Raw genomic sequence first — 25,758 nt, forward strand, 5'->3', positions numbered from 1 at the left:
GACCCAGCGACGGGGGTCAGCCCAGGGTGCTCAGGAAGATGAACGCCGCCTGACCCGCGAAGAACAGGACGAGGAATCCGAGGAGGGCGGCGGCCAGCGAGAGCCGGCCGTCGAACCCCTCGACCTCGTCGATGCCGACCTTGCGGGCACGGAACGCCAGCACGAGGGTGGCCACGCCGAGGGCCAGCTGCACCCAGGGGCTGGCGGGCCCGATGACCTTCGGGAAGGCGATCAGCAGCCCACCGATGACGCCGGTCGCGAAGCCGGTCCAGGTGAGGATGCGGACGGTGCGGCGAGCGCTCTCGGCAGACATGCCTCCGAGCCTATCCGGGCTCAGGCTCCCGTCAGCACCAGCCAGAGCAGGGCGCCGTTCAGTGCGATCAGCAGCACCGAGGCCACGATGCCGGCTGCTGTCGTCCACCGTCGATTGACCCAGGCGCCGAGGGTCCGTCGCTGTGCCGTGAGCACGACCAGCGGAATCAGGGCGAACGGGATCCCGAAGGAAAGCACCACCTGACTGAGCACGAGGGCGAGCGTCGGATCGAAACCGATCCCGAGGATCACGAGAGCGGGGATCAGCGTCACCAGCCGCCGTGCGAGCAGGGGGATGCGCACGTGCAGCAGGCCGTGCATGATCTCGGCTCCCGCGTAGGCGCCGACCGACGTCGAGGCGAGACCGGAAGCGAGCAGGCCGACCGCGAAGAACGTGGCCACGACCGGTCCGAGGCCGGCGGCGAGGGCGGCGTGCGCCCCCTCGAGCGAGTCGGTGCCTTCGACTCCCGCCAGGTTCGCGGCGGCGAGCAGGAGGATGCAGAGGTTGACCGAACCTGCGATCACCATCGCGACCGATACATCCCAGCGGGTGGCGGTGAGGAGCCGACGGATGCGCGAGCTCTCGGTGCGCACGGCTTCGTCGCCGGCGTGCGCGGTCGTTGCGCCGAAACGGTCGCGGGCGAGGGAGGAGTGTGCGTAGATCGCGTGCGGCATGATCGTCGCCCCGAGGATCGAGGCTGCCAGCAGCACCGATCCGGTGTCCTCGAAGCGCGGCACCATGCCGCCCAGGATCCCTGCCGGATCCGGCGGAGCCACGAACACACCGGCGACGAAGCCGATCGTGATGATGGCCATCAGTCCGATGATCACGAACTCGAACGGACGTGCGCCGCGACGGTTCTGCACCGTGAGGAGGATCATCGAGACGGCGCCCGTGATCAGGCCGCCGAGCAGCAGGGGGACGTCGAAGAGCAGGTTCAGGGCGACCGCCCCGCCGATGATCTCCGCGAGATCGGTGGCCATCGCGACGAGTTCGGCCTGCACCCAGTACGCCCGGCGTGCCCAGGGGCGGCGCAGGCGGGTGCCCAGCACCTCGGGAAGGCTCTGCCCCGTGACGACACCCAGTTTCGCGGAGAGGTACTGGATGAGCCAGGCCATGACGTTGCCGGCGACGACGACCCAGACCAACAGGTAGCCGTACTGGGCGCCCGCGGTCATGTTGCTCGCGACGTTTCCCGGGTCGAGGTAGGCGACCCCGGCGACCAGGGCGGGTCCGAGCAGCCACAGCCCGCGGGGCGCGGTCGCCGGGGTCAGATCCTTCGTGGTTCCCGGAAGCACAGAATTTTTAGGCACACCGAAACCGTAGCGTATTTTTCGGTCCACCTAAAAGTCCTCGGTGCCGGCTCCGCGGAGGCGGCGATAGCCTGGCGGGATGGATGATGCCTCGGCGGACCGCGCGACACCGGACCCTTCGGCGGCTGCGGCGACGGGCTCCATCGGCCAACCCGGCTACGGCGTCGGACCCTGGCCGGGCGGTGCGGAGGCCTGGCCCGAGGGGGAGCAGTACGACCCTCTCCTCTTGGCCGAGGGCGACACCCGCAACGTGATCGACCGCTACCGCTACTGGCGGATGGAGGCGATCGTGGCCGACCTCGACACCCAGCGGCATCCGTTCCACGTCGCCATCGAGAACTGGCAGCACGACATGAACATCGGGTCGATCGTGCGCAGCGCCAACGCCTTCCTCGCCGACACCGTGCACATCATCGGTCGCCGACGGTGGAACAAGCGCGGGGCGATGGTGACCGATCGCTACCAGCACGTCGTGCACCACGAAGACGTCGAGACCTTCGCGGCGTGGGCTGCGGCCGAAGGGCTTCCGATCATCGCGGTCGACAACGTCGACGGTGCCGTCCCCGTCGACAAGGCAGATCTCCCGCTCCGTTGCGTCCTGCTCTTCGGTCAGGAGGGGCCCGGATTGTCCAGCGAAGCGCTCGCCGCGGCCTCCGCGCACATCGAGATCACCCAGTACGGCTCGACGCGCTCGATCAACGCCAGCGCTGCGGCGGCCGTGATCATGTACGAGTGGTGCCGCCGTTACGCCGGCTGAGCCGTCGCGATGACGACCGTCGAGCAGTCGTCAGCCGCGGTCGATGCCGAAGATGTGGCGATAGATCGCGCTGACGTCCCGGTCGAGGTGATCGATGCGCTCGTGGATGGCCCGGATCTCGGTGCGCACGCCGCTGAACTCGCTGCCCGACTCGGTGCGCACGCTGGCGAACTCGTTCCTGAACTCGGTCCGTACGCTGGCGAACTCGTTCCTGAACTCGGTCCGTACGCTGGCGAACTCGTTTCTGAACTCGGTCCGCACGCTGGCGAACTCGTTCTTCAGCTCGGTGCGCACGCCGTCGAAGCCGTTCTGCATCGTTCGCAGGAACATCGTCGACATGAGTGTGAGCGTTCCGAACATGGCTGCGGCGAAGACACCGATCAGTGTCCAGACCTGTGGTTCCGTCATCCCCAGCATCCCCTCATTGTTCCTCGATGATTGTCGAGGCGCCAGGGAACGGAGGCCTAGTATTCCGGGGAACTCAGCGATTGTGGAGAAGTCGTTCTCGCGGAAGTCTGTGCAGTCAGCTCGGGCGCGGAACCGGCACCCGGGATCATGCCGACGCGGTGAGCCAGCGTCCTGAGCGCACGCGCCAGCCGAGGGTGCCGAGCCGGGCGAGCAGATAGACGCCGAAGAAAGCCACGGCCAGCCAGACGAGGCCTGCGGATCCGTCGACGCCGACCGCGGAGATGATCCACAGTGCCGGCAGGAACGGCACGAGGTTCACGCCGCCGGCGATCGCGAGGTACCGCGCATCGTTCGCGCCCATGAGCACCCCGTCGAGCACGAAGACGACACCGGCGATGGGCTGGGCGACGGCGAGCACGAGCAGCGCAGGCTGCACGAGAGCGGCGACCTCGGCGTCGCCGGTGAACACGATGCCGAGCACCCCGGAGAGGGCGGCGATCAGCCCGCCGACGATCACGCCGAACCACGCACCCCACGCCACCGTCCGTGCCAGCACCCGGTGCACCTGTCGCTCGTCGCCGGCACCGAGTTCCTTGCCGATCAACGCCTGCGCGGCGATCGCGAGTGCGTCGAGAGCGAAGGCCGCAGCCGAGAAGATCGTGAACACGATCTGCCACCCGGCCAGTTCATCGGTCCCGATCCCGGTCGCGATCCCCACCGTCGCGAGCAGCGCGACACGCAGGCTCACGGTGCGCAGGAACAACCAGCCGCCCGACGTGGCCGTGTTGCGGATGCCGGCGCGCTGCGCGCGGAGCGAGGCGCTGTGGCGCGTGGCCAGGTGGCGGACCACCAGGGCGTAGGCGGCCACCATCCCCCACTGCGCGGTCACGGTTCCGGCGGCCGAGCCCGCGATGCCCCAGCCGAGTCCGTAGATGAACAGCCAGTTCAGCAGGGCGTTCGCGCCGAAGCCGAGCCCTGCGATCCAGAGCGGCGTCATGGTGTCCTGCATGCCCCGGAGCAACCCGGTCGCCGCGAACACGATCAGCATCGCGGGGAGACCCCACATCGAGATCACGAGGTATTCGTTGGCCTGTGCGGCGACGGCCTCGCTCGCGCCGAAGAGCGATACGAGCCAGGGCGAGGAGACGGCGCCGATCACCGCGAGGACGGCTCCCAGTCCGAGGGCGAGCCACATCCCGTTGATGCCGACCGACACGGCCTGACCCGGCTGACCTGCGCCGAAGCGACGCGCCACCGCCGGCGTGGTCGAGTAGGCCAGGAAGACCATGAGTCCGACGATGGTCTGCAGCACGGCTGCGGCGATGCCGAGCCCGGCGAGCGGAGTCGTGCCGAGATGTCCGACCAGCGCGGCATCGACGATCAGGAAGGCCGGCTCCGCGACCAGCGCGCCGAGAGCAGGAACGGCCAGGCGCAGGATCTCTCGGTTGAGGGAGGTGCGCGCGGTCATCCTCCGAGCCTATGACCTGGCACGGACCTCGTCCGCCCGACTCAGGCGCCCGCGGGCAAGCGGATGTCGAACCGCGACCCGCCGTCGGCGTTGTGCGCGCTGATCACCCCGTTGTGCGCCTCGACGATGCCCCGCGCGATCGCGAGCCCGAGACCGGCACCGCTCGTGCCGTGGACGCTCGTTCCGGGCGTTCGCGCGTCGGTGCCCCGCCACCCCGGTTCGAAGACGCTCGTCAGGTTCTCGTGGGCGATGCCCGAGCCGGTGTCCTGGACCGAGAGCACCATCGCGTCGTCCTCGCGGCTGGTCCTGATGCGGATCGTCCCTCCGGCCGGTGTGTGCTCGATCGCGTTGGCGAGCAGATTGGTCATCACGCGGGCGAGCTCGCGCGCGTCACCGACGACGGTGTGATCCGGGCTGGTCAGCTCGACGAGCGCCACGTCCTTCGCCCGGGCGACCGGCGCGAGTTCGGCGACCGCGTCGCTGACCAGATCGTGCAGGGACATCGGTTCGAGACGGAGGGTCAAGGTGCCGGACGAGATCTTCGAGACCTCGAACAGGTTGTCGACGAGGTCGCTCATGTGGTCGACCTGGCGGCGCATCTGACGATGGAAGCGGGCAGGGTCCTCGGCCAAGCCGTCATCCAGTGCTTCCGTCATCGCCCGCAGCCCGGCGAGAGGACTGCGCAGGTCGTGCGAGATCCACGCGATCAACTCGCGCCGGGAGCGATCGAGGAGCTGCACCTCCTCGCGTGCCGCCGCGAGTCGTTCGCTGGTCGACACGAGTTCGGCAGCCACGCGGGCGAACTCCGTGTTCACGGGGAGGGCGCCGGTGTCCTCGAGCAGTTCGCCCTCACCAACCGAATGTGTGAGCCTCTGCAGCGAGCGGGCATCGCGGACGAGCCGGGCCGCGAGCAGCACGGCGACGGCGACCGCGACGACGGCGGAGATGGCGGTCACCACGACCACGACGAGAAGGTCGTGGGGAGAGATGTACATCGCCTCGGCGACCGCGAGCACCCCGGCGGCGAAGGACAGCACCACAGCGAGGATCACGATGCACAGTTGCAGCATCAGTGAGCGCCGGCGCAGCAGCCACAGCGCGAGCAGGCCGGCCCCTCCGACGAGGAGAGCCCATCCGAGAGCGATGGCCGCGATCGTGACGACATCGGCGAACGGCATCAGCGGTCCTCCCATTCGAGGCGGTACCCCACGCCCCACACCGTCACGAGCACCGTGGGGGAACCGGGGTCGTCTTCGATCTTCTCCCGAAGCCGCCGGGTGGTGACCGTGACCGTCGAGAGGTCTCCGATCTCCCATCCCCAGACCCGACGCAGCAGCGTGGGCCGATCGAACGTCTGCCGCGGGTGCTTGAGGAAGAACGCGAACAGTTCGAACTCGCGCACCGACAGCTCGAGCGGCACGCCGTCCCGGGTGACGATCCTGGCCGAGGGATCGAGGTGGAAGGGGCCGAGGTCGAACGGAGCCTCCCGCGCGAATTCGGGAAGGCTCCGGCGCAGCACCGAGTTCACGCGGAGGACCAGTTCCCGGGGGGAGAAGGGCTTGACCACGTAGTCATCGGCACCGGCTTCCAGACCGTCGATGCGGTCCTCCTCCGAACCGAGGGCCGTGAGCATGATGATCGGGACGTCCGAGGCGGCCCGGATCCGTCGGCACACCTCGGCGCCGTCGATTCCAGGGAGCATCCGGTCGAGCACGATCAGGTCGGGAGCGCTCGCCGCGGCCGATGCCAGACCGGTGAAGCTGTCGGTGGCGTGATCGACGAGGTACCCCGCGGCGCGCAGATACGCCTGGACGACCTCGCTCACCGTCGCATCGTCCTCGATCACGAGCACCCGGCGGTCGGCGAGTTCCGCGAGGTGCGGAGGCGGAACGGACGGCGCGGACATGCTCTCATCGTAGGTTCGGAGGTCCTCCCCGTCACCCGCTCGGAGGGCAACCTTCCTCGGTTCGTAAGAGTTGACGGATGTCGCCGGGGGACATCTTCTCTAGCGTCGCGATATGGCCTTTCCCACCGACGTCGTCTTCCCCTGTCTGAATGAGGCGGAGGCGCTGCCCGGGGTGCTGGCTGCCCTTCCCTCCGGTGCGCGGGCGATCGTCGTCGACAACGGCTCCACCGACGGGTCGGCGGAGATCGCGCGTCGTCTCGGAGCGCTGGTGATCCAGGAGCCACGGCGCGGGTACGGCTCCGCTGTGCATGCCGGACTGCGTGCGGCCACAGCACCCGTCGTCGCCTTCTGCGACGCCGACGGATCGTTCGACCTGACCGAGCTCGATCGGCTCGCGGGCCCCGTGCATCGAGGCGAGAGCGACCTCATGTTCGGGCGTCGCCGGGTCGGTGGACGAGGGGCGTGGCCGATCCATGCGCGATTCGCGAACACGGTGCTGCTGTCGATGGTGCGTCGGCGCACCGGGCTCTCGATGCACGATCTCGGTCCGTTCCGGGCCGGGCGTCGCGAGATGCTCCTCGACCTCGGGATGGAGGATCGACGCAGCGGCTATCCCCTCGAACTCCTGCTGCGTGCCTGGCGGAAGGGGCTGCGCATCGGCGAGACCGATGTCTCCTACCGCCCGCGGACCGGCCGGTCGAAGGTCACCGGAACGGTCCGGGGCACCCTGATCGCGGTGTCGGATATGCACCGGACGTTGAGGAGGCTCGCATGAACGCCGAGACGACGATCATCGTGATGGCGAAGGAGTGTCTGCCGGGAAAGGTCAAGACCCGGCTGCATCCGCCCTTCACGCTGGAGGAGGCGGCGGACATCGCACAGGCGAGCCTCGCCGACACCCTCGACGCGGTGGGGGTGACCGGGCTCCCGGTCGTCGTCTGCGCGCAGGGAGACGTATCCGTTCCCGCGGGCTTCCGGGTCATCCCCCAGGTCTCGGGCGGGCTGGACGAGCGGATCGGCGCAGCGCTGGACTCCGTTCCCGGGAGGGTGCTCCTGGTCGGCATGGACACCCCTCAGCTGGATCCGATGCTGCTGCGCGCACTCGCCGATGACTGGCCGGAAGACGTCGACGCCTGGATCGGACCGGCGACCGACGGAGGCTTCTGGCTCCTCGGGATCGATGATCTTCGCCCCGGACGGTTGGGTTCGTGCTCTCGAGGGGACCTCGTCCGCGGTGTGCCGATGTCGGTGTCGGACACCGGGGCGCATCAGCGCCGACGTCTGGTGCGGATGTGGCTCCGCGTGCGCGACGCCCCTCCTCTTACGGACATCGACGATCTCGCCTCGCTACGGGAGGTCGCGGCCGTTCTGTCTCCGCAGGGGCATGTCGCCGGCCTGCTTCCCCGCTTCTCGGGTGTCCTCGAGGCCACGGCTGCCGTCGGCCGCGCGGGCGAAGGGAACGGGCGAGGATGAGCAACGCGACCGCCGCGCACTTCGGGGCCGGAGGCGATGCACCCTACGACTTCGCCCTGCGCAACGGGGGAGGGATGCTGCGCCTGATCGAGCTCGGGGAGGGAACCGAGCATCGGGTCGAGGTCGGTCGCTTCCTCGCCGCTGCGGACGCTGCCGACGACTCGGTGATCGCCCGGATCCGAGGGCCCGTGCTCGATGTCGGATGCGGGCCGGGGCGGATACTCCACGCCGCGATCGTGGCCGGACACCTCGGGCTGGGGGTCGATGTCGCGATGTCCGCCGTCGAGCACGCCAGGCAGCAGGGCCTGCCCGCGCTGCAGCGTTCCGTGTTCGATCCGCTGCCGCAGGAGGGCTCCTGGGGCACGCTGCTGCTCCTGGACGGGAACATCGGCATCGGGGGCGAGCCGGACGCACTGCTTGCCCGGTGCGGGCAGATCGTCGGTCCGGGGGGACGTGTGATCGTCGAAGTCGATCCGCACCCGGCGCGGGACCGGGGGTATCAGGCGACCGTCGTCGACATCGACGGCCGATCGAGCTCGCCCTTCCCGTGGTACGAGATCGGAGCGACGGCACTCCGCGATCGGGTGCACGGGACGGGGTTGCAGATCATCGAGACATGGACGCTGTCGGGGCGGGCGTTCGTGAGCCTCACCCGTCTGCCGGATCCATGTCGCGAGTGACGGCCGGTCCGCGGGGTGCCGTTGTCGCGGTCCGAGGCCGCAGGCGATGGCGCACGGCGCTGACGACGGTCAGAAGGCCGTCATGCACGACGACGACGGCGAGCAGCCAGACGGCGACGCTGAAAAGCTGAGCGAAGTCCTGTGCGGAGAGCATCAGCCAGGCTCCCCACAGCAGCAGGGCGACCCCGAGGGCTGCGAGCGCGATTCTGCCGGCCCTCATCAGACCACCTCGATCGAGGACAGCCACTTGGTCTGCAGCACGCCGGGCCGCCCGGGGGCGATGACGCGCGCCGGATAGCCGTGGTCGAGGTCGAGGCGCTCCCCGTTGAGCTGGAGGGCGACCAGCGTGAGGGGGTCGCCGACGTACTGAGGCGGCATCGTGGTCGCCCGGAAGGCGCCGCGCTGCTGCAGGCTGCGGAAGCGGATCGTGGCGTCATCGGGCGCGTCGACGGTGGCGAGGAGATCCCGCAGGCGGACACCCGTCCAGGACGCGTCGACCGTCCACCCCTCGACGCAGGCGATCGGGAGCCGGACCGTGCGTTGCGGCAGGGCTTCGAGTCCGGCCGCTGTGAAGGCACGGGTCATCCCGACACCGGCGACCGTCAGCATCCACTCCGGGTCGAGGGCGAGCGACGTCACGTCGGCCTGCCGCGCGGAACGGTTGACGGGCAGATCCTGGGGGCTGTCGGCGCGGGTGCGGGGCTCCCTCAGGCTGAACGGGCCGATGGGGGCGACCGCGTGGGCGAGCGCCGCGGCGCCGAACAGTGCGGAGGCGCCGCCGACCCCGGTGAGGAAGCGGCGGCGGGAGAGGGGCGCGGTCATCGCGTCGCCGTCCCTTCGGAATCGGAGGGGGCATCGGAATCGGAGGGGGCATCGGAATCCGAGGGGGCATCGGCATCGTCATCGTCCGGGTGTGCGCGCCACGCGGTGACGATCGCGGGGAGGTGCACCGCGATGTGCACGGCCATCGCCCCGATGAGGACCCAGGCCAGCGCGAAGTGCGTGCGGCGGAAGGAGAAGTCCCACGGATACCACTGCAGGGTGTTGAGCACCCCGGTGATCGGTTCCATCAGCGCGGCAGCCACCAGCACCGCCAGGCTCAGGCGCTCCAGCAGATGCGGGAAGCTGCGTACCGGAGGCCAGGCGAAGAGCTTCGGGAACACGATCCACAGCTTCGCCAGGAGCAGCGGGATGAGCATCGACCCCGCGACGACGTGGATCCCCTGATTCCAGGCATAGAGGTGGATCGGGCGCGTCGGCAACGTCAGCCAGGGCAGCGGGTCTTGCTGCAGGTGGCTGTACAGACCGGTGACGAAGCACACGAGGAAGGCGAGACCCAGCAGTCTGCCGATGACGACGGCCATCCGCGTCGTGCGCAGGGGGGAGCCCAGGGCTCGCTGCGCACGTTCCGACCGATCCTGGAGCGCGACGGAGAGCCGTTCGGTCACCGAACCGGTCGAGTGGTCGTCGCGCATGTCCTCAGTATGCGGACCGGGCGTGCCCGGACGCGGGCGGATCGGGAACCTGTCATCGGGGTGTAAGGAAATGGGGTGCCGGTATGCCGAGTCCGCGGGCACGCTGGGAGCATGACTGACGCGCAGCCGGGCCGGATCGAGTTCGCCGTGATCGGAGGATCGGGTTTCGAAGCGCTCGACCTCGGGGACAGACGAGTCCTTCCCGCGTCGGACTCACCGTGGGGAGTCGTTCCCGAGATCGTCGTCGGCCGGCTGCACGGACGCGCGGTGGCGTTCGCGCCGCGGCACGGGGGGGCCATCGGGTGCCGCCGCACCGGGTCAACGCCAGGGCGCTGCTGTGGGGGCTTCGGCGGCTCGGGGCACGGGTGCTGCTGTCGACCAACGCGGTGGGTGGGCTGGCGTCATCGCTCGCGCCCGGTGACTTCGTGCTGACCGATCAGCTCATCGACCGCACGCACGGCAGGGCCGACACCTACTTCGACGGGGACATCGAGATCGCCGGTGTGCAGCATCTGCCGTTCGCGGAGCCCTACGACCGGCATCTGCGCGAGATCGCGTTCCGGGTGCTCCGTGACCAGGGGGAACGCGTGCACCCCGCGGGGACCAGCGTCGTGGTGCAGGGACCGCGGTTCGCGACGGCCGCCGAGGCCGACTGGCACCGCGCGATGGGAGCCGACCTGGTCAACATGACCCAGCTGCCCGAGGCGGCGCTCGCCGCGGAGCTCGGGTTCGCGCACGTGAACCTCGCGATCGTGACCGACACCGACACCGAGCACGGCGAGACAGAGGATGACACCTCGGCCACCGCGGAACGTGTGTTCGCCGTGATGGCACAGGCGCAGCCGCGGTTGAGCGCGGCTGTCGCAGCGATCATCGCCGCCATCCCTCCGGGGTACGAGCCGCCCGAGCGCCTGGCGCCCCAGGTGGTCGCGGCGCTGATCGGGGCACGAGCATGAGTCGACTTCTGCTCGTGACGGGCGGAGCCGGCTTCATCGGCTCCGCGATCGTCGACGAGGCGATCGCCGCGGGCTGGCGTGTTCGGATCCTCGATTCCCTGCGCCCCGACGTGCACGGCAGCTCCGCCCCCGAGCCGGAAGGCGGAAGCGAGGTCGAGTTCGTCGCCGCCGATGTGCGCGACCGTGACGCCGTGCGCCAGGCGTTGAGCGGGGTCGACGCGGTCTGTCATCAGGCGGCGAAGGTCGGACTCGGCGTCAGCATCCACGATGCCCCCGACTACGTGGGCTCGAACTCGCTCGGCACGGCGGTGGTGCTCTCGGCGATGGCGGAGGCCGGGATCGAACGCCTCGTCCTCGCGTCGTCGATGGTCGTCTACGGCGAGGGGCTGTACCGGGAGGGTGATCGTCTCGTGCAGCCCGCACCGCGGAGCCGGGCCGATCTGGAGTCGGGTCGCTTCGAGCCGCGATCGCCGCACACTGGGGAGCCCCTCCGACCGACCTCGATCCCCGAGGAGCAGCCCTGCGATCCGCGCAACGCCTACGCGGCGACCAAGCTCGAGCAGGAACTGCTGGCCCGCACGTGGGCCTATGACGGAGGGCGGGCGGCGCTGCTGCGCTATCACAACGTCTACGGACCGGGGATGCCCCGGGACACGCCGTACGCTGGAGTGGCATCGATCTTCCGTTCCGCCCTCGAGCGGGGCGAGGCCCCCCGCGTGTTCGAGGACGGGCAGCAGCGACGCGACTTCATCCATGTCCGGGATGTGGCACGCGCCAACCTCGCCGCCCTCGAGTGGACGGATCGTGTGGAGCGCGGGACCACGCGGGCGTTCAACGTGGCCACGGGAGTCCCGCACACGATCGGGGAGTTCGCCGACGCGCTCGCCGCGGCATTCGGAGGACCGCCGCCGGTGCGGACGGGGGAGTTCCGGTCGGGCGACGTGCGCCACATCACCGCGTCGGCGGATCGCATCGGCCGAGAGCTGGGGTGGCGACCGCAGGTCGGTTTCGACGAGGGGGTGCGTGAGTTCGCGCATGCCTCGCTTCGCACGGGGGCGGACGTCTGATGGCGGCTGCCGCGACGCGTCCGGGGCTGCGTCTCGCCCTCTGGGGGACGGTCGCGGCCATCGTGCTCATCGCGGCCGCGGTCCTGATCCCGGCGCTCACGGGATGGAACGTGCGCGTCAAGTCGTTCCCGCCGCTGCACGCGGAGTGGGCGCCGAGAGTCGGACCGGGGACACCCCTGGCGGTGCTGCTCGGTGTGGCCGGCGTGATCTGGGGTCCGCGGCTCGCCTCCTCGCTCCGGTGGGGGCGGCTGCTGCTGCTGGCGTTCGCGGCGTCCGCGTTGTGGCTCTTCGCGCTCGCCACGGTGGACGGGCTCGACGGCATCGGCACCATCCTCGACCACCGGTACGAGTACCTCGGGACCGCACGGGAGGTCGACGACTTCGGGGCCACGCTGCGCGAGTACATCGAGCGGATCCCGTACGCGCATGAGGACAACTGGCCCGTGCACATCGCCGGCCATCCCCCGGGAGCCCTGCTCTTCTTCGTCGTCCTGGTGCGGATGGGGCTCGGGAGCGCGCTCGCCGCCGGATTCGTGGTCCTGCTCCTGGGTGCCACGACCGTGGTGGCGGTGCTGATCACGCTGCGGGCTCTCGGTGCGGCCGACCTCGCCCGTCGTGCGGCTCCGTTCCTGGTGTTCACCCCCGCGGCGATCTGGGTGGCGGTCTCGGGCGACGGCATGTTCATGGCTGTCGCCGCGTGGGGCATCTGTCTGTTGGCGCTCGCGACGCGTGCAGGTGGTGTCGCGCGGATCGCGTGGTCGGTCGGGGCCGGCCTCCTGCTCGGATACTGCGTGATGCTCTCGTACGGCCTCCCCCTGCTGGGGGTGCTCGCGGTCGCCGTGCTGGTGGCGGGGAGGTCGTGGATCCCGCTGCCGATCGCCGCGGTCTCGGCGATCGCCGTCGTGGGGGCGTTCGCGGTCTTCGGCTTCGCCTGGTGGGAGGCGTTCCCGGTGTTGCAGCAGCGCTACTGGGATGGGGTGGCATCGCGCCGACCGCCCGGGTACTGGCTGTGGGGGAACATCGCCGCGTTCGCGGTCAGCGCGGGGCCGGCGATCGGTGCGGCCTTCGCGGCGGTCGGGGCGTGGGCGATCCGCGGACCACGAGAGCGGCGTCAGGTTCCGGAACTCCGAACCGAGTCAGGGCGCGGATGGGAGCCGCGCACCATCGTGCTGCTGCTCTGCGCCGCGGGGGTGCTCATGGTGCTCCTGGCCGATCTGTCGAACATGAGCCGGGCGGAGGTGGAGCGCATCTGGTTGCCGTTCGTGCCCTGGATCACGATCGGTCTGGCGCTCTTCGACGAACGGGCGCGCCGCTGGTTGCTGGCGGTGCAGGTCGTCGCCGCGATCATCGTCCAGTCCCTGTTGCAGACCGGATGGTGACGGCGGACGGGCCCGCCTCGACGCGGTGGGGGAGGGGCGTCATAGGCTGGGGCGCATGACTGACGTTCTTCCCGTGGGCCTCGCCCTTGATGAGTTCAGCTCCGACATCCGCCCGCAGGACGACCTCTACCGCCACGTGAACGGCGCCTGGCTCGCACGCACCGAAATCCCGGGCGACAAGGCGCGCTGGGGCTCCTTCCACCTCCTCGCCGAGCAGGCGGAGAAAGACGTGCGTGCGATCGTCGAGGAGTCGCAGGACGCGGCGGAGGGCACTCTCGCCCGCAAGATCGGCGACCTGTTCGCGAGCTTCATGGACACCGAGCGGATCGATGCCGCCGGTGTCGCCCCGCTCGCCGGGACGCTGGCCGAGATCGACGCGATCGACGGCATCCCGGCGTTCCTGCGCACCGTCGGCGCGTACGACCGCGACGGTCGTGCATCCGTGATCGGACTCTACGTCGACGGCGACCCCGGCAACCCCGAGCGCTACCTCCCTGTGCTCGTGCAGGCAGGTCTGTCGCTCCCCGACGAGAGCTACTTCCGCCTCGACACGTTCGCCGACACCCGCGCCGCGTACCGTGCCCACCTCGAGCGACTGCTGGAGCTCGCCGGAGTCCCGCAGGCGGCGGAGAACACCGACCGGGCGATCGCGCTCGAGACCGAGCTGGCGGGTCATCACTGGGACAACGTGCGCAGCCGCGATGCGGTCGCGACCTACAACCTCAAGACCTGGGACGAGCTCCAGGAGCTCGCCGGTGTCGACCTGACGCCGTGGCGTGAAGCGGTCTCGCCGTCGAACCCCGGCGCGTTCGACGAGGTCGTCGTGTCGCAGCCGAGTTTCTTCGAGGGCCTCGGCTCGCTGCTGACCCCGGAGCGTCTCGACGATTGGAAGGCGTGGCTGCGGGCGAAGGTCGTGCACGCCGCGGCGCCGTACCTGACCGACGATCTCGTGCAGGAGAACTTCTCGTTCTACGGCACCGAGCTCACCGGTGTCCCCACGATGCGCGAGCGCTGGAAGCGCGGCGTCTCGCTCGCGGAAGGGGCCCTCGGCGAGGCGATCGGCAAGGTGTACGTCGAGCGGCACTATCCGCCGACGGCGAAGGCCGCGATGGACGAGCTGGTCGCGAACCTCATCGAGGCCTACCGCCGGAGCATCACCGACCTCGAGTGGATGACCGCGGAGACCCGTGAGCGCGCCCTCGCCAAGCTCGACTCGTTCACGCCGAAGATCGGGCATCCCGAGGTGTGGCGCGACTATTCGAGCCTCGAGATCGACCGGGACGACCTGTTCGGCAACGTGCGCCGCGCGGCGATCTTCGAGCACGATCGCAACGTCGACAAGGTCGGCACGCCCATCGACCGCACCGAGTGGCACATGCCGCCGCAGATGGTCAACGCGTACTACAACCCGTCCATGAACGAGATCGTGTTCCCCGCGGCGATCCTGCAGTACCCGTTCTTCGACGCCGGTCGTGATGCGGCCGCGAACTACGGGGGCATCGGCGCGGTCATCGGTCACGAGATCGGCCACGGCTTCGACGACCAGGGCAGCCGCTACGACGGCGACGGCCGACTGCAGGACTGGTGGACGGATGCGGATCGCTCGGCGTTTGAAGACCGCACCAAGGTTCTCATCGCCCAGTACGACGCGCTCGTTCCAGAGGGCCTCGACGCCGAGCATCACGTCAACGGCGCCCTCACGATCGGGGAGAACATCGGCGACCTCGGCGGTCTCGGCATCGCGCTCCGGGCGTACGAGCTGTCGCTGGACGGTGCGGAGGCACCGGTGATCGACGGGTACACCGGCGTGCAGCGACTTCTGCTCTCCTGGGCGCAGGTGTGGCAGCAGAAGAGCCGCGACGCCGAGACCCTGCGGCTGCTGACGATCGACCCGCACTCGCCGAACGAGTTCCGCTGCAACCAGATCGTGCGCAACATCGATGCCTTCTACGAGGCCTTCGGGGTGTCCGACACCGACGCCCTCTGGCTGCCCGCGGCATCGCGGGTGACCATCTGGTGACCAAACGTCACACTCTGTGAAGCATCCCCCGGCGGTGGGGTTACGATAGCCCTGCCGCTGGGGAGCGTCTTCCCTCGGTATCCCGCACATCCACCCCCCTTAAGGATCAGCGTGGGCGCTCTCGAGCCTGGTGATGGGTTCCGCAACTCTTCGGTCCCCGAGTCTCTGCGGGGTGCCCCGGAGTCGTCCGGCGGTCGCCGCTCGCAGCGCACCAGCCGTCGGCTCCCTCGGCGCGCAGCCGCCGGGCGACGGTCGTTCACCGCCACGCTCCGGTCCTTGGAGGGGCTGGCGGACTCCGGCGCGCAGGTCTCGGTTCACGTCGTCGACCTCGACAATCATGTGCACGTCCTGGCCGGTGACGACCATGTGACCATGCCCGTCGCGGGGCTCGGCGTGGTCCCGCTGCTCATCGAGGTGGCCGCGGGCTTCCAGAGCGGTGCGCTCGACCCGTTCGAGATCGTCGAGCGCGAGAACGTCGATGCCGTGGAGACCTCGGGGCTCTGGCGACACCTGCATGCCCCGGCGCTTCCGCTGGAGGACCTCGCCGTGCTGGCGGCGACCGCGGGCGACCCGATCGCGGTCAACGCACTGCTGCAGAAGGTCGGGCACGAACGGGTGCGCGAGCGCATCGAGTCCCTCGGGCTCCGTCGCACGGCGCTGCTCGACCGTTTCCGCGACCGTCGTGGCCCCGACGACGCTCCGCAGGTCGCCGTCGGTTCGGCGCGCGAACTCGCCGGGCTGTTCTCGGCGCTGGTGAACTCGCAGGTCGTCGACGCCGCCGTCAGCGCGCAGGTGTCGGAGTGGCTGAGCCTGAACCAGGACCTGAGCCTGGTCGCGGCCTCCACGGGCCTCGATCCGTTCGCGCACGATCACGATGCGCACGGCCTGCTGTTCGTGAACAAGACCGGTCGCGACCGGGGGGTGCGTGCGGAGGCGGGTGTGCTCGCCGGCCCTCGCGCCGGGGTCGCCTATTCGCTCATCGTCTGCTTCGACGACCTCTCGATCACGCACCGGCTTCGTGCGCACGACGCCTTCCGCGTGCTCGGTGTCGAACTCATGGAGTACACGCACTGACGCGCACGGCACGTCGCTAGCATCGAGGGATGCCACGATCTGACTGGACCCCGCATCGCCGCGACGACGGCGAGCTGCTCGGATGGATCCACCCTGCCGGAGACGAGTGGGTGGCTGTCGACGTGCTCGGCCGCCGTGTCGGTGCTCCCGCCGAATGGCTCGATGCCGAGGCTGCGTTGGAGGAGCACGGGATCGCGTGGCTCGCGGATCCGTGGATGCTGGACGGTGAGGACGACCGTCCGCTGCGCGTGCGCCTCCTCGAGGTGACTCCCGACGAGGAGGGTGTGCCGGGGCGGATCGTGGTGAAGATCGACGACTTCGGCGACATGACCCGTCCGGCGACCGCGCAGTTCGTGCTGGCCTGGCCGATCCCGGATCGGCTGCGCCCTCCGCGGCACGACGACCCGGACCCGCGCACGATCTCCCGTTGACGGACGGCCTCGGTTCGCGTAGACCGGAGGGCGTCCGCATCCGAGGAGGAGTCACGCATGGGCATCATCTTCAGCGACCTCGCCGTCTCTGCCGACGGCTACGCCACCGGTCTGAACCAGACGGAGGAGCGACCGTTCGGCGATGTCGACGACTCCTGGCTGCACAACTGGATGTTCGACGCCTACGAGGAGAACAAGGCCGAGGTCGACGCGATCGTCACCTCGGGGGCGACCATCATGGGCCGCAACATGTTCGGCCCGGTGCGGGGGGAATGGGATCGCGACTGGCGTGGCTGGTGGGGTCCGAACCCGCCGTACCACAACCCTGTCTTCGTGCTCACGCATCATCCGCACGAGCCGATCGAGATGGAGGGCGGCACGACTTTCCGCTTCATCACCGACGGCATCGAAAGGGCACTGGGGCTGGCCCGGGACGCCGCGGGAGAGCAAGACATCTCGATCGCCGGCGGGCCGCGCACCGTGAACCAGTTCCTCACGGCGGGTCTCCTCGACGAGCTGCGCCTGCACATCACGCCGTGCATCATCGGGGCGGGGGAGCGCGTCTTCGAGGGGGTGCCTCCGCAGCGGCTCGAACGGGTGTCGGTGCGCGCGACCTCCTTGGTCACCCACATCACCTATCGGAGGATCTGAGCCGGTCCGCGTCGCGGATGTGCGGCGTCGCGCCGCGCTCAGCCGGGCAGGGACGGATGCTGCTCGGAGCTGCGCTGCTTCGGGATGAAGAGCGAGAGCACCACGGCGATCACGCCGGCCGCGATCGCGAGCCAGAAGCACACCTCGAAGGCGGCTCGCGTGGGCACGGCGACCCCGTCGACATCGATGCTCATCGCCGCGAGCACACCGCCCATCACGGCGGAGGCGCTCGAGGTTCCGACCGAGCGGAACAGGGCGTTCAGTCCGTTCGACGCCCCGGTCTCGTTCGCCGGGACTGAGCGCATGATGATCATCGGCATCGCGGCGAAGGTGAACCCGATACCGATGCCGATGAAGATGTTGGCCACGAAAATGTGCCACACCTCGGAGGACCAGAGCAGGACGAAGACGTAGGCGAGCACGATCGCCGCGGCGCCGACCGTGAACAGCGGGCGGGGGCCGACGGTGCGTTCGAGCCAGCCCGAGAGCGGTGAGATGACCATCATCACGAGCCCCGCCGGCATGATCACGAGCGACGCCGCCAGCATGTCGAGCCCGAAGCCCGCGCCGCCGACGGTCGGCATCTCGAGGAGCTGAGGGAACGTCACGTTCGAGGCGAAGAGCGCGAACCCCATGCCGATCGCGGCGATGTTCGTGAACAGGACGGCCGGGCGTGCGGCGACCCGGAGATCGAGCAGGGGGTCCTTCGTGCGCAGCTGGTACCAGCCCCAGACCAGGAGGACGGCGACTCCCCCGAGGACGCAGGTGAGCGTGAGCGCGGAGGTCCACCCCCATTGCGCTCCTCGCGAGACGAAGAGCAGGATCCCGGTGAGGCCGATCGCGAGGCCGACGGCACCGACCACGTCGAGTCGACCGGGGAAGCGGAGCACGTCCTCCGGGATCACCGCCAGAACGAGGGCGAGGCCGACGACGCCGAGCGCTGCCGCGAGCCAGAAGAGCATGTGCCAGTCGGCGTTCTGGGCGAGGAGGGCGGCGACGGGCATCCCGATGGCACCACCGACTCCCATGGTCGCGCTCATGAGGGCCACGGCCGTGCCGAGCCGCTCGGGCGGCAGCACGTCACGCATGATGGCGATGCCGAGGGGGACGACGCCCGTCACGGCCCCCTGCAGCGCGCGACCGATGATCACGCCGACGATCGAGCCGGACACCGCGGCAATCACGGAGCCGAGGATGAGGAGCGCGAGCAGGGCGATGACGACCCGGCGCTTGCCGTACATGTCGCCCAGGCGGCCGGAGATGGGGGTGGCGACCGCGGCGACGAGCAGCGTGATCGTGACCACCCAGGTGGTGTCCTCGCGGGAGGCGTTCAGCAGCTGCGGCAGCTCGGCCTGCAACGGGACGACGAGCGTGAACATGAACGACGAGCACAGACCGGCGAACGCGAGGACCGCGACGATCGCCCACTTCGGCGGGGTGCGGGAGAGACGCTTCCTGGCTCTGTCGTCGCTCGCACCCACCGGCTCAGGCTATCGGCGATCGGACGATGCGGGGCCGTCCGGCGCTGGTTAGCATGTGGGCATGGTCACGAGCAGCGTAGCTCCGGACGATCCCGCCGCCCACCGCGGCATCTCCCGGCGTACCCAGTCCGACATCTACCGCGCGGGCATCAGCGGGACGAAGCCCGCGGTGCCGATCGATCCCGTGGCCCTCAAGGCTGCGGCCCGCAAGGCGCTGAGCGCCGAAGCGTTCGCATACATCGCCGGTGGCGCGGGCTCCGAGCGCACCATGACGGCCAACCGTCGCGCGTTTGACCATTGGCAGGTGTGGCCGAGGCCGCTCCGTGACGTCTCGACCCGCGACCTCGGCGTGGAATTCCTGGGTCGCATGCGCCCGACGCCCCTCTTGCTCGCCCCGCTCGGGGTGATGGAGATGGCCCACGCGGAGGCCGACCTCGCGGTCGGGCGTGCCGCGGCATCCCTCGGCGTCCCGTACACGCTCTCGAACCAGGCCTCCTTCCCGATGGAGGAGGTGGCGGATGCCGCACCGCACGGCTCCCGGCTGTTCCAGCTCTACTGGTCGGCGTCGGACGACCTCAACTGCTCGCTGCTCGCCCGCGCCGAGGAGTCCGGGTGCGAAGCGATCGTCATCACCCTCGACACGCACCTGCTCGGTTGGCGCACCCGCGACCTCGATCTCGCGTACCTGCCGTTCACCCGCGGGATGGGGATCGCGCAGTACACGAGTGATCCCGTGTTCCAGCAGCTGGTGCGCGAGCGCGCCGCCGTGCCGAAGGGCGATGCGCCCGGCGTCCGCGTCACACCTCGCGCGGTGGCCGCGGCCCTGACGATCGCCCGCAAGGGCGCGCCGCTCACCGGCGGAGCTTCGTTGCGCGACAACCTCCGCTCGCCTTGCCGCGGGCTGCGGTCGAGACGTTCCTCGACGTGTTCTCCACTCCTGCCCTCACGGGGGAAGACCTGGCGAAAGCACGCGAGTGGACGAGTCTGCCGATCATCCTCAAGGGGATCGTGCACCCCGACGATGCCCAGGCGGCGCTCGATGCGGGGATGGACGGGATCTGGATCTCGAACCACGGCGGCCGTCAGATCGACCGCTCGGTGCCGACACTCGACGTGCTGCCCGAGATCGCGGAGCGTGTCGCGGGCCGGGTGCCGATCGTCTTCGACTCGGGGGTGCGGGGCGGCGCTGATGCAGTGATCGCCCTCGCCCTCGGCGCGACGGTCGTGGCTCTCGGTCGTCCCTACGCCTACGGCCTCGGCATCGCGGGGGAGGTGGGTGTGCGCGAGGTCGTGCGGAACGTGCTCGCCGAGATCGACATCACCCTCGGGCTGGCGGGGCTCACCTCCGCCTCTCAACTCGATCGGGACGCGCTGAGGAAGGTGTGAGCACGCTCCGCCGTTCGTGATTGCATGGGCAGATGAGCGATGACGCCGCCTTCGACCAGCACCCCGCCGACTCCGCATACCACCGCCGGCTCCCGATCGGCGAGGTGCTCGACGCCTCAGCGATCGCCGAGGGTCTGCCCTGGGCCTTCGAGACGATCACGATGCGTCCGCTCGAACCGATGCTCGTGCCGGAGAAGCCGCGCGGAGGAGAGATCGACCCGGCCGAGTGCGGGCACTGCGGCCCGAGCGTGCACACGATCTGGCACGACGAGTTGTGGCAAGTGCGTGCCGGATGGGACATCGGCGGTCTGCCGTTCATCGGCGGGGTCGCGCCGCGCGAGCATTGGCTGCTCGAGAACGCCCCGCACGATGTGCTCGCCGCGCTGGGTCCGCTGATGCAGCGGGTCTCCCAGGCCGTCAAGAGCGTCCCTGGGGTCGCGCGCTGCCACTTCGGTCGCTGGAACGACGGCTCCGCGCACATGCATCTGTGGGCGATGGGTCGCCCGGAGGGAATGATGCAGGGCCGCGGCGCCGTGCTCGCCTTCTGGGACGAGATCCTGCCGCCGCTGCCGCCGGAGATGGCCGAAGCACACCTCCGGATCGTCGCGGAAACGCTCGCGGCGGGTGGCGGGGAGGCCTTCCCTTATCGCTGATCCGGGCCCGTCGATTCCTCGAACGGGCCGACGAGGGGCAGACTGGGTGCGTGCGAACCATCCGTGACCTCGACACCGTTGAACTCATCCTCGACGCGCAGGGCCTGCTCGACTCCATCCGGGGTCCGCAGCGCGTGGTGGATGCCGGCACCCTGCGCGCCCTGCAGCAGTCGGGCAACTACGTCGTCGGCTTCTTCGACGGCGCGGGCGACGAGGAGCGCATGGTCGGGGCATCGATCGCGTTCTTCGGCGAACCCGCCCGGCGGGCGATGCACTCGCACATCACGGCTCTGCTCCCCGAGTATCGGGGGCGCGGCTGGGGGCGTGAGCTCAAGGAGCACCAGCGTCAGTGGGCGTTCTCCCGCGACGTCGGTCGGATCACCTGGGTGTTCGATCCGCTGGTTGCGCGCAACGCGCACTTCTTCTTCACGGTGCTCGGCGCACGCGCGACGGGATACTCGGTGAACCGTTACGGGATCTTCGGCGGCGGGGACGCGGGTGACGAGAGCGACCGGCTCGATGTCGAGTGGGCCCTCGCCGACATCGCCAAGCCGCCGGCAGACGACGAGGTCGTCGAGACCCTGGAGATCCCGGCGGACATCGAGGCGCTGCGCATCTCGGACCCGGCGGCCGCACACGAGTGGCGGCTCCGTCTGCGGGCCCAGATGGAAGGTCTGCTCGGCAGCGGACTGAAGGTCGCCGGCTACGACAACGCGCGCGGCTACCTCTTCACGGCCTGACCGCCTTCCGCGACGGTGCGATCAGCGCACCCCGCGCATGAGCTTCAGGACGGGTTTCACGCTGAGCAGCAGGCCGATCCCGACGACGATGGCGATGCCACCGAGGATCGAGAAGTACGGCACCTCGTCATCCGGGTTGTAGAACTGCACCAGCCATCCGGAGATCGCGGTGCCGAGGGCGATCGACAGGAAGAACAGCGCGACCATCTGCGTGTGGAACGCGGCGGGCGCGAGCTTGGTGGCCACCGAGAGCCCGACCGGTGACAGCAGCAGTTCGGCGACCGTGAAGACGAACAGGATCCCGACGATCGCCAGCAGCGGCGTGGAGTTCTCGCCCCCGCCGGCGAACGGCAGGAACAGCAGGAACGCCGATCCCATGATGATCGCGGCCAGCCCGAACTTCACCGGTGTCGAGGGCTGGCGCTTTCCGAGTCGGGTCCAGATCGCGGCGAACACTCCCGACAGGATGATGATGAAGACGGGGTTGATCGACTGCACCCACGAGACGGGCATCTCCCAGCCGAACAGGTTCCTGTCGAGGCGCTTGTCCGAGTAGACGGTCAGGACCGTGAACTGCTGCTGGTACAGCGACCAGAACGCGACACTGGTGACGAACAGCGGCAGGAACCCCCACACCCGCGAGCGCTCGGTGGTGTCGATGCGGCGGCTGGACAGGATCACGGTGAAATAGGCGACAGCGGCGATCGCGGTGCCGCCGATGACCAGGGTCGCGAGGTTGTCTGCGCGGATCAGCCCGGTCAGGACCAGGACGGCGATGAGGGCGACGGCGACGACGGCGATGATCCCGACGAGAGGGTAGCGGGACGTCGGGAGCGGGTTCGGCACCTCGCGGACCGACGCGGGCAGGGCGCGACGTCCGAACGAGTACTGGACGAGGCCGAAGGTCATCCCCAGGGCTGCGAGTCCGAAACCGAAGTGGAAACCGAGGGAGGACTGCAGGATGCCGGTCAGGATCGGGCCCAGGAACGCGCCGAGGTTGATGCCCAGGTAGAACAGCGAGAAGCCCGCATCCCGGCGGGGATCCTCCGGGGTGTAGAGGCTGCCGACGACCGAGGTCGCGTTCGCCTTCAGGCCGCCGGAGCCGAGTGCGACGAGCACCAGGCCGACGCCCACGCCGACGAAGCCCGGGAGCAGGGCGAGGGCGACGTGGCCGGCCACGATCACCATCGCGCTGACGAAGAGCACCCGTTCGGACCCGAACAAGCGGTCGGCGAGCCAGGCGCCCAGGATGGTCGACAGGTAGACCGCACCGCCGTACGCGCCGACGATCCCGCCGGCGACGGCTTCGGGGAGACCGAGGCCACCCTGCGAGACCGAGTAGTACAGGTAGATGAGCAGGATGCCCTGCATGCCGTAGAAGCTGAAGCGCTCCCACATCTCCACGCCGAAGATGTGCACCAGAGCCCACGGTTGGCCGAAGAAGCGGGTGTCTTCGTTGCGGGCCCGCTGATCTCGCGCTGCAGTGCTCATGTCAGGACGGTACTCCCGTGCGGCCGTCGGGGCCAGGGTCGCCACGGGGTGACGGATAGAATGGGGTGCCCGTGTTCACGGGTCTCCTCCCGCATCCGACCATTGGAGCCACCATGGCCGAACAGTCCCGCCTCGACAAGGTCATCGCCCTCGCCCGCCACCGCGGGTTCGTGTTCCAAGCGGGTGAGATCTACGGCGGTTCTCGGTCGGCCTGGGACTACGGCCCCCTCGGGACGGAGCTCAAGGAGAACATCCGTCGTCAGTGGTGGCAGACGTTCGTGCGCGGCCGTGGCGACATGGTCGGCCTGGACTCCAGCATCATCCTCCCCAAGCGCGTGTGGGAGGCCTCGGGTCACGTCGCGACCTTCACCGACCCGCTGGTCGAGTGCCTGCAGTGCCACAAGCGCTTCCGTGCCGACAACCTCATCGAGGACTTCGAGGCGCGCAAGGGGCGCAAGGCCGAGAACGGCCTCGCCGACATCCCCTGCCCGAACTGCGGCACCAAGGGGCAGTACACGGAGCCCAAGGCGTTCTCTGGCCTGGTGAAGACCTACCTCGGCGTCGTGGACGATGAGTCGGGCCTGTACTTCCTGCGCCCCGAGACCGCGCAGGGCATCTTCGTGAACTTCTCTAACGTGCTCACCGCGAGCCGCAAGAAGCCGCCGTTCGGCATCGGCCAGGTGGGCAAGGCGTTCCGCAACGAGATCACGCCGGGTAACTTCATCTTCCGCACGCGCGAGTTCGAGCAGATGGAGATCGAGTTCTTCACGCCGCCCGCCGACGCGCAGCAGTGGTTCGAGCACTGGGTCGAGGCGTGCTGGAACTGGTTCATCGATCTGGGCATCGACCCTGAGAACATGCGCCAGTTCGACGTGCCGGAAGACGACCGCGCGCACTATTCGGCCGGCACGATCGACGTCGAGTACAAGTTCGGCTTCGCGGGCAAGGAGTGGGGCGAGCTCATGGGCGTCGCCAACCGCACCGACTACGACCTGTCCAGCCACAGCGAGGCGTCGGGGCAGAGCCTGACCTACTTCGACCAGGCCACGGGCGAGCGCTACACCCCGTACGTGATCGAGCCGTCGTTCGGCCTCACCCGCGCGATGATGGCGTTCCTCGTCGATGCCTACCGCGAGGAGCAGGTGCCCAACGCCAAGGGAGGCACCGACGTGCGCACCGTGCTCAAGCTCGACCCGCGCCTCGCGCCCGTCAAGGCCGCGGTGCTGCCGCTCTCGCGCAACGAGAAGCTGTCTCCTCTCGCGCGTGAGGTCGCCGACACGCTCCGCAGCTCCTGGGCCGTCGACTTCGACGATGCGGGGGCGATCGGTCGCCGCTACCGCCGTCAGGACGAGATCGGCACCCCGTTCTGCGTCACGGTCGACTTCGACTCGCTCGAGGACCGTGCGGTGACGGTGCGCGATCGCGACACCATGGTTCAGGAGCGCGTCTCGATCGACCAGCTGCACGCGTACCTCGCGGAGCGTCTGCGCGGCGCCTGAGCCTCGCGTCGCCTGCCCTCCCGACTTCCGGGCCTGGTGGTCGAGACCCCCGCGCCCCGCCGAGACCCCCGCCTGCTGACGTCAGCAGGCGGGGGTCTCGACGATCAGGCGGGGTCTCGGCACGGACGGGGAGGGTTCAGCTGCCGGCCACCGCGCGCGCGTAGCGCTCGGACAACAGCTGGAGGCGGGGGATCAGCTCGGGTGGACTCTCGACCGTGAAGTCCATCATGAGCATCCCGATATAGGCGGCGACCGTGTCGAGGCTGTCCGCGCCGGTGACGAGGATGCAGTGCTCCTCGTCGATCGGTTCGACCACACCGACCGCGGCATGGATCCGGTCGAGCACGGCCTCCGCCGAGGCGTCGATCCGCAGTCGGGCGTGCACGATCCACCCGCTCACCGCGATGGTCCGCATCGCGAAGGCCGTGTAGTCGCCCCCGGGCAGCGGCTGCGGGTCGAAGCGCCGGTGGGTCGGCATCCGCAGCTCCACCCAGTCGACGCGGTAGGTGCCCCACTCCTCAGTGTGCGGATCGCGCGCAACCAGGTACCAGCGCCGATGCCAGGTGAGCAGCCGATAGGGCTCGACCAGCACGGGCGCCCCTTCGTACTCGAAGCGCAACCACTCCTCGTTGCGGATCGCGCGCGCGATGGCCTGCAGCGATGCGGCGTCCACCTCGGGATCCGGGGCGTCGGTGTCGTTGTTCTCCGGAGCGCGGTCGACGCTGGTGCGGAGGGCGTCCACCGTGGGACGCAGATGCGACGGCAGAACCTGCTCGAGCTTGGCGAGGGCCCGGGCGCCCGACTCCGCGACCCCCGCGATGCCGGCCGCGGCGCGGAGCCCGACCGTGACCGCCACCGCCTCTTCGTCGTCGAGGAGCAGCGGAGGAAGCTTCCCGCCGGCCCCCAGGCGGTATCCGCCGATGGATCCGCGCGTGGCGTCGACCGGATACCCGAGGTCACGCAGCCGCTCGATGTCGTGCCGGATGGTGCGCGCCGAGACGCCGAGACGGGCGGCCAGGTCGGACCCGGAGCGCTCGGGGCTGGTCTGCAGCAGGGCCAGAAGGGCGAGCAGGCGAGCGGTCGGATCGGCCATCGGAACTCCGTGAAAGTCGGTCATTTATTAGGAACGAATCCAAC

General features: G+C 69.6%; 27 protein-coding genes and 1 pseudogene. 16 read left to right on the top strand and 12 right to left on the bottom strand.

Features of this window, described 5'->3' with window-relative positions:
- Nucleotides 1–16 precede the first annotated feature (16 nt).
- Entirely contained in the window at nt 17–313 is a 297-nt protein-coding gene (locus LVJ59_RS11960) for a hypothetical protein (RefSeq protein ID WP_232763225.1), read from the bottom strand.
- 20 nt (nt 314–333) lie between these two features.
- Nucleotides 334–1,626 carry an Nramp family divalent metal transporter gene (locus LVJ59_RS11965; protein WP_372491394.1) on the bottom strand — a complete coding sequence of 431 codons (1,293 nt, stop codon included), beginning with the start codon at nt 1,624–1,626 and terminating at the stop codon, nt 334–336.
- Between the two features lie 79 nt (nt 1,627–1,705).
- Here LVJ59_RS11965 and LVJ59_RS11970 point away from each other — a divergent pair, with 79 nt between their 5' ends.
- On the top strand, nt 1,706–2,383 hold the full coding sequence (locus LVJ59_RS11970; protein WP_232763226.1) for a TrmH family RNA methyltransferase: 678 nt from the start codon (nt 1,706–1,708) through the stop codon (nt 2,381–2,383).
- 30 nt (nt 2,384–2,413) lie between these two features.
- Here LVJ59_RS11970 and LVJ59_RS11975 read toward each other — a convergent pair whose 3' ends face one another.
- The 4 genes from LVJ59_RS11975 to LVJ59_RS11990 form a co-directional block, all read right to left on the bottom strand.
- Nucleotides 2,414–2,791, bottom strand: a complete 378-nt coding sequence (locus LVJ59_RS11975) for a hypothetical protein (RefSeq protein WP_047521154.1) — start codon at nt 2,789–2,791, stop codon at nt 2,414–2,416.
- Between the two features lie 145 nt (nt 2,792–2,936).
- Nucleotides 2,937–4,259 carry an MATE family efflux transporter gene (locus tag LVJ59_RS11980; protein WP_232763227.1) on the bottom strand — a complete coding sequence of 441 codons (1,323 nt, stop codon included), beginning with the start codon at nt 4,257–4,259 and terminating at the stop codon, nt 2,937–2,939.
- 41 nt (nt 4,260–4,300) lie between these two features.
- Nucleotides 4,301–5,437 carry a sensor histidine kinase KdpD gene (locus tag LVJ59_RS11985; protein ID WP_232763228.1) on the bottom strand — a complete coding sequence of 379 codons (1,137 nt, stop codon included), beginning with the start codon at nt 5,435–5,437 and terminating at the stop codon, nt 4,301–4,303.
- Nucleotides 5,437–6,165: a response regulator transcription factor gene (locus LVJ59_RS11990; RefSeq protein WP_047521046.1), complete on the bottom strand. Its 729-nt coding sequence runs from the start codon at nt 6,163–6,165 to the stop codon at nt 5,437–5,439. Before LVJ59_RS11990 ends, LVJ59_RS11985 begins: the two co-directional genes overlap by 1 nt.
- Nucleotides 6,166–6,277: 112 nt before the next feature.
- Between LVJ59_RS11990 and LVJ59_RS11995 the strand changes: the two genes are divergently transcribed.
- The 3 genes from LVJ59_RS11995 to LVJ59_RS12005 are packed head-to-tail and all read left to right on the top strand — an operon-like array spanning nt 6,278 to nt 8,318.
- Entirely contained in the window at nt 6,278–6,940 is a 663-nt protein-coding gene (locus LVJ59_RS11995; protein WP_047521044.1) for a glycosyltransferase family 2 protein, read from the top strand.
- On the top strand, nt 6,937–7,638 hold the full coding sequence (locus LVJ59_RS12000; protein WP_232763229.1) for a DUF2064 domain-containing protein: 702 nt from the start codon (nt 6,937–6,939) through the stop codon (nt 7,636–7,638). The genes LVJ59_RS11995 and LVJ59_RS12000 overlap by 4 nt, the downstream gene beginning before the upstream one ends.
- Nucleotides 7,635–8,318 carry a class I SAM-dependent methyltransferase gene (locus tag LVJ59_RS12005; RefSeq protein ID WP_232763230.1) on the top strand — a complete coding sequence of 228 codons (684 nt, stop codon included), beginning with the start codon at nt 7,635–7,637 and terminating at the stop codon, nt 8,316–8,318. The genes LVJ59_RS12000 and LVJ59_RS12005 overlap by 4 nt, the downstream gene beginning before the upstream one ends.
- Here the strand turns inward: LVJ59_RS12005 and LVJ59_RS12010 are convergent.
- From LVJ59_RS12010 to LVJ59_RS12020, 3 genes are read right to left on the bottom strand one after another with little or no spacing between them, the layout of a single operon-like run.
- A complete protein-coding gene (locus tag LVJ59_RS12010; protein ID WP_232763231.1) occupies nt 8,287–8,538 on the bottom strand; it encodes a hypothetical protein in 252 nt (83 codons plus the stop codon). The two genes, LVJ59_RS12005 and LVJ59_RS12010, sit on opposite strands and share 32 nt — an antisense overlap.
- Nucleotides 8,538–9,140: a molybdopterin-dependent oxidoreductase gene (locus LVJ59_RS12015; protein ID WP_232763232.1), complete on the bottom strand. Its 603-nt coding sequence runs from the start codon at nt 9,138–9,140 to the stop codon at nt 8,538–8,540. The genes LVJ59_RS12010 and LVJ59_RS12015 overlap by 1 nt, the downstream gene beginning before the upstream one ends.
- Nucleotides 9,137–9,793 carry a hypothetical protein gene (locus LVJ59_RS12020; RefSeq protein WP_232763233.1) on the bottom strand — a complete coding sequence of 219 codons (657 nt, stop codon included), beginning with the start codon at nt 9,791–9,793 and terminating at the stop codon, nt 9,137–9,139. The genes LVJ59_RS12015 and LVJ59_RS12020 overlap by 4 nt, the downstream gene beginning before the upstream one ends.
- Before the next feature lie 302 nt (nt 9,794–10,095).
- On the opposite strand from LVJ59_RS12020, the gene LVJ59_RS12025 reads away from it, so the two are divergent.
- The 7 genes from LVJ59_RS12025 (at nt 10,096) to LVJ59_RS12055 (ending at nt 17,371) form a co-directional block, all read left to right on the top strand.
- The gene (locus LVJ59_RS12025) at nt 10,096–10,749 is read left to right on the top strand and encodes an MTAP family purine nucleoside phosphorylase (protein ID WP_232763234.1); all 654 of its coding nucleotides are present in this window, start codon (nt 10,096–10,098) and stop codon (nt 10,747–10,749) included.
- Nucleotides 10,746–11,816, top strand: coding sequence for an NAD(P)-dependent oxidoreductase (locus LVJ59_RS12030; RefSeq protein ID WP_232763235.1), 1,071 nt, complete (start codon nt 10,746–10,748; stop codon nt 11,814–11,816). Before LVJ59_RS12025 ends, LVJ59_RS12030 begins: the two co-directional genes overlap by 4 nt.
- Nucleotides 11,816–13,195, top strand: a complete 1,380-nt coding sequence (locus LVJ59_RS12035; protein WP_232763236.1) for a hypothetical protein — start codon at nt 11,816–11,818, stop codon at nt 13,193–13,195. The genes LVJ59_RS12030 and LVJ59_RS12035 overlap by 1 nt, the downstream gene beginning before the upstream one ends.
- Before the next feature lie 55 nt (nt 13,196–13,250).
- On the top strand, nt 13,251–15,215 hold the full coding sequence (locus LVJ59_RS12040) for a M13 family metallopeptidase (protein ID WP_232763237.1): 1,965 nt from the start codon (nt 13,251–13,253) through the stop codon (nt 15,213–15,215).
- A 111-nt stretch (nt 15,216–15,326) separates the two neighbouring features.
- Nucleotides 15,327–16,289 carry a serine hydrolase gene (locus tag LVJ59_RS12045; RefSeq protein ID WP_047521031.1) on the top strand — a complete coding sequence of 321 codons (963 nt, stop codon included), beginning with the start codon at nt 15,327–15,329 and terminating at the stop codon, nt 16,287–16,289.
- A gap of 29 nt (nt 16,290–16,318) precedes the next feature.
- A complete protein-coding gene (locus LVJ59_RS12050; protein ID WP_232763238.1) occupies nt 16,319–16,720 on the top strand; it encodes a hypothetical protein in 402 nt (133 codons plus the stop codon).
- A gap of 57 nt (nt 16,721–16,777) precedes the next feature.
- Nucleotides 16,778–17,371, top strand: coding sequence for a dihydrofolate reductase family protein (locus LVJ59_RS12055; RefSeq protein ID WP_232763239.1), 594 nt, complete (start codon nt 16,778–16,780; stop codon nt 17,369–17,371).
- Between the two features lie 38 nt (nt 17,372–17,409).
- On the opposite strand, the gene LVJ59_RS12060 is transcribed toward LVJ59_RS12055, so the two are convergent.
- Nucleotides 17,410–18,852, bottom strand: a complete 1,443-nt coding sequence (locus LVJ59_RS12060; RefSeq protein ID WP_232763240.1) for an MFS transporter — start codon at nt 18,850–18,852, stop codon at nt 17,410–17,412.
- Between the two features lie 61 nt (nt 18,853–18,913).
- Here LVJ59_RS12060 and LVJ59_RS17950 point away from each other — a divergent pair.
- The 4 genes and pseudogenes from LVJ59_RS17950 to LVJ59_RS12075 all read left to right on the top strand — a co-directional run.
- Nucleotides 18,914–19,531 (top strand): annotated as a pseudogene (locus LVJ59_RS17950) (alpha-hydroxy-acid oxidizing protein); the annotation flags it as partial.
- A 212-nt stretch (nt 19,532–19,743) separates the two neighbouring features.
- Nucleotides 19,744–20,238 carry an alpha-hydroxy-acid oxidizing protein gene (locus tag LVJ59_RS17955; protein WP_374199075.1) on the top strand — a complete coding sequence of 165 codons (495 nt, stop codon included), beginning with the start codon at nt 19,744–19,746 and terminating at the stop codon, nt 20,236–20,238.
- A 32-nt stretch (nt 20,239–20,270) separates the two neighbouring features.
- Nucleotides 20,271–20,891, top strand: a complete 621-nt coding sequence (locus tag LVJ59_RS12070; protein WP_232763241.1) for a hypothetical protein — start codon at nt 20,271–20,273, stop codon at nt 20,889–20,891.
- Between the two features lie 50 nt (nt 20,892–20,941).
- Nucleotides 20,942–21,631 carry a GNAT family N-acetyltransferase gene (locus LVJ59_RS12075; protein WP_232763242.1) on the top strand — a complete coding sequence of 230 codons (690 nt, stop codon included), beginning with the start codon at nt 20,942–20,944 and terminating at the stop codon, nt 21,629–21,631.
- A 21-nt stretch (nt 21,632–21,652) separates the two neighbouring features.
- Here the strand turns inward: LVJ59_RS12075 and LVJ59_RS12080 are convergent, their stop codons facing one another.
- Nucleotides 21,653–23,122: an oligopeptide:H+ symporter gene (locus LVJ59_RS12080; RefSeq protein ID WP_232763243.1), complete on the bottom strand. Its 1,470-nt coding sequence runs from the start codon at nt 23,120–23,122 to the stop codon at nt 21,653–21,655.
- 113 nt (nt 23,123–23,235) lie between these two features.
- Here LVJ59_RS12080 and LVJ59_RS12085 point away from each other — a divergent pair, with 113 nt between their 5' ends.
- On the top strand, nt 23,236–24,621 hold the full coding sequence (locus tag LVJ59_RS12085) for a glycine--tRNA ligase (protein WP_232763244.1): 1,386 nt from the start codon (nt 23,236–23,238) through the stop codon (nt 24,619–24,621).
- A gap of 136 nt (nt 24,622–24,757) precedes the next feature.
- Here LVJ59_RS12085 and LVJ59_RS12090 read toward each other — a convergent pair whose 3' ends face one another.
- Nucleotides 24,758–25,714, bottom strand: a complete 957-nt coding sequence (locus tag LVJ59_RS12090; protein WP_232763245.1) for a YafY family protein — start codon at nt 25,712–25,714, stop codon at nt 24,758–24,760.
- Nucleotides 25,715–25,758: the final 44 nt, after the last annotated feature.

This window comes from Microbacterium sp. KKR3/1 (assembly GCF_021272365.1).
Taxonomy (GTDB): Bacteria; Actinomycetota; Actinomycetes; order Actinomycetales; family Microbacteriaceae; genus Microbacterium; species Microbacterium aurugineum.